The 3,108-nt window shown below is 65.7% G+C and carries 2 protein-coding genes and 2 tRNA genes; 2 read left to right on the top strand and 2 right to left on the bottom strand.

From position 1 onward, the window contains the following. Positions 1–72 precede the first annotated feature (72 nt). Together ON45_RS17300 and ON45_RS17295 are read left to right on the top strand one after the other, a co-directional pair. A complete protein-coding gene (locus ON45_RS17300; protein ID WP_040495504.1) occupies positions 73–2,163 on the top strand; it encodes a 3-hydroxyacyl-CoA dehydrogenase NAD-binding domain-containing protein in 2,091 nt (696 codons plus the stop codon). 75 nt (positions 2,164–2,238) lie between these two features. Further along, positions 2,239–2,745 carry a GNAT family N-acetyltransferase gene (locus tag ON45_RS17295; RefSeq protein ID WP_040495502.1) on the top strand — a complete coding sequence of 169 codons (507 nt, stop codon included), beginning with the start codon at positions 2,239–2,241 and terminating at the stop codon, positions 2,743–2,745. A 50-nt stretch (positions 2,746–2,795) separates the two neighbouring features. Here the strand turns inward: ON45_RS17295 and ON45_RS17290 are convergent. Both ON45_RS17290 and ON45_RS17285 read right to left on the bottom strand, forming a co-directional pair. Beyond that, positions 2,796–2,868, bottom strand: a tRNA-Phe gene (locus tag ON45_RS17290). 71 nt (positions 2,869–2,939) lie between these two features. Then, a tRNA-Asp gene (locus ON45_RS17285) sits at positions 2,940–3,014 on the bottom strand. Between the last annotated feature and the right edge of the window lie 94 nt (positions 3,015–3,108).

Genomic DNA, 3,108 nt, shown 5'->3' with positions numbered 1-3,108 from the left:
GCGCACGGAGCGCGGGAACTGTTCACGAGTTGGCATGGGGTGGGGCGGGGTCGGGTTTGCTTGACTGTCGGGATGGCTGAAACCGTCTCTGAATCCGTCCGCCTCGAGCGTGAGGGTGACGTCGCCCTCGTCGTCGTCGACAACCCGCCGGTCAACGCGTTGAGTTGGCACGTTCGTCAAGGCCTGTTCGACGGAATCACCAAGGCGACCGACGACGGAGCGAAGGCGATCGTCGTGATCTGTGACGGACGGACGTTCATCGCCGGCGCGGACATCAGCGAGTTCGGTGGTGGCGCACCCCAGGCCGTCGGGCTGCAGGAAGTACAGACCGCGATGGAGGACGCCCCCGTCCCCGTGATCGCCGCGATCCACGGAACCGCGCTCGGCGGAGGCCTCGAGGTCGCGCTGTGCGCTCACTATCGAGTGGCGGTTGCGTCAGCGAAGTTCGGGCTGCCGGAGGTGAACCTCGGGCTGTTGCCCGGTGCCGGCGGAACCCAACGCCTGCCGCGGTTGGTCGGGGTTCCGAAGGCGCTGGAGATGATGACCTCCGGCCGCCACATCAGCAGCGGCGAAGCGCTCGATGGTGGCCTGATCGACGACCTCGTCGACGGCGACCTCGGCGCGCTGCGTGAAGCTGCGGTGTCATTCGCGAACAAGGCGGTGGCGGAGGAGCTGCCACTGCTGCGTGTGCGTGATCGTGACGACAAGGTCGCCGAGGCGAAGGGCGACGAGCAGTTGTTCGCCGACTTCCGCGCCGGGATCGCGCGCAAGACCCGCGGCTTCCTCGCACCCGAGTACAACATCCAGTGCATCGAGGCAGCGGCGAACCTCCCGTTCGAGGAGGGACTGAAGGTCGAGGGCAAGCTCTTCATGGAGTTGATGACCGGTCCGCAGTCCGCAGCGCAGCGATATGCGTTCTTCGCCGAACGAGCGGCCAACAAGATCCCCGACATCGCGAAGGACACCCCGCTCCTCGACATCGGCAAGGTCGGCGTGCTCGGTGCCGGAACGATGGGCGGCGGCATCGCGATGAACTTCGTCAACGTCGGCATCCCGGTCACGATCGTGGAGCGCGATCAGGATGCGCTCGACCGTGGACTCGGCGTCGTCCGCAAGAACTACGAACGGTCGCGCTCGACCACCGCCGAGCAGGTCGAGGAGCGGATGGCATTGATCACCGGATCGACCGACAAGTCCGACTTCGCCGACTGCGACATGGTGATCGAGGCGGTGTTCGAGGACATGGAGCTGAAGAAGTCGATCTTCCGAGAGCTCGACGAGATCTGCAAGCCGGACGCGCTCCTGGCGTCGAACACCTCGGCGCTCGACATCAACGAGATCGCGGCCGTCACGAGCCGCCCCGAGAGCGTGATCGGGATGCACTTCTTCTCGCCGGCCAACGTGATGAAGCTGCTCGAGAACGTGCGTGGTGACAAGTCTTCCGACACGGTGGTGGCGACCACGATGGCGATCGGCAAGAAGATCCAGAAGGTCTCGGTCATGGTGGGCGTGTGCCCCGGGTTCGTCGGCAACCGGATGCTGTTCACGCGTGGGGCCGAGGCCGAGCGGATGATCCTCGAAGGGGCGACCCCGGCCCAGGTCGACACCGTGCTGTACGAATTCGGCTTCCCGATGGGTCCGTTCTCCATGATGGACCTCGCCGGGCTCGACATCGGTTGGAAGGAGGAGTCCTCCTCGTCGTCGACGATCCGCGAGATCCTGTGCGAGAACGGTCGGCGCGGCCAGAAGAACGGGCGCGGCTACTACACCTACGACCCCGACACGAGGGCCGCGACACCCGATCCGGAAGTCGTCGAGCTGATCAAGGACTTCGCCGTCGGCCAGGGGATCGAGCAGCGCGAGGTGTCGGATCAGGAGGTGCTCGAGCGGCTGCTGTACCCGATGGTCAACGAAGGAGCGAAGATCCTCGAGGAGAAGATCGCGATCCGCGGCAGTGACATCGACGTCGTGTGGGTCAACGGCTACGGCTGGCCGGTCTACCGCGGCGGTCCGATGCACTGGGCCGACTCGGTCGGGCTCGGCGAGATCGTCGCCAAGATCGAGGAGTACTCGGCCTCACTCGGTGGCCGCCACTGGGACCTGAGCCCGCTGCTGAAGGCGCTCGCCGACTCGGGCGGTCAGCTCCAGACCCACACCAGCTGATCAGGCGATCGGGCTCACGCCGCGAGCGCCGTGGCGGATCCGCGGTGACTCGAGGCCGTGACTACAGTTCGATCGATGGCGCCCGCACGCGACGACGCCGAGCGGCTGCAGCGCCTTTCGGCGATCGTGACCGAGGTCGTCGATCCGTCGAGCGAGCGGGCGGAGACCGCGCGGCAGAGCTACTTCGACGAACTCGACCGGCGCTTTCCGAGCGGATTCGATGCACCGGACGATTCCGCAGCCGAACGCGACCGGATGCGCGCGCCACACGGCGCGTTCCTGGTTCTCCTCGACGACGATGACGTGGTCGGGTGCGGCGGGATCCAGCGACTCGATGATCGCGTCGCAGAGATCAAACGGATGTGGCTCGACGGTTCGTTGCGGGGCCTCGGCATGGGGCACCGGCTCCTGCGCGACCTCGAATCGACGGTGCGCGAACTCGGGTACGCCGAGGTGGTGCTCGACACGAACGCGGTGCTCACCGAAGCGATCGCGATGTATCGAGCGGCCGGATACGAGCCGACAGAGCGCTACAACGACAATCCGTACGCCCAACTCTGGTTCCGTAAGACCCTGCGCTGACGGGCGAAAACGAGCGAACCCCCGCCGTGTGGGCGGGGGTTCGAACGATGTGGTCTCGACCGGCGTCGATCCGGTGACCTCTCACTTTTCAGGCGAGCGCTCTGCCAACTGAGCTACGAGACCATCTGCCAGGAAAAGTCTTCCCTGTATGCACAAGAGCCACCCCCCAATTGCTTGGTGAGTGGCCCCTGGAGCGGTCCCGACGGGATTTGAACCCGCGACCTCCGGCTTGACAGGCCGGCGTGAACTCCTGACTTCACCACGGGACCAGTATGTATTCCGGGCGGATGTCAACCCGCCGTGTTGTTGATGCGTTGCCGCATCGCACCCCCAACGGGATTCGAACCCGTGCCGCCACCTTGA

Source organism: Ilumatobacter nonamiensis YM16-303 (assembly GCF_000350145.1).
Lineage (GTDB): Bacteria > Actinomycetota > Acidimicrobiia > Acidimicrobiales > Ilumatobacteraceae > Ilumatobacter_A > Ilumatobacter_A nonamiensis.
This window is presented reverse-complemented; position numbering and strand designations above follow the sequence as displayed.

Coding starts and splice junctions, on each gene's coding strand:
- ON45_RS17300 (WP_040495504.1), top strand. CDS start 73: ATGGCTGAAACCGTCTCTGAATCCGTCCGCCTCGAGCGTGAGGGTGAC.
- ON45_RS17295 (WP_040495502.1), top strand. CDS start 2,239: ATGGCGCCCGCACGCGACGACGCCGAGCGGCTGCAGCGCCTTTCGGCG.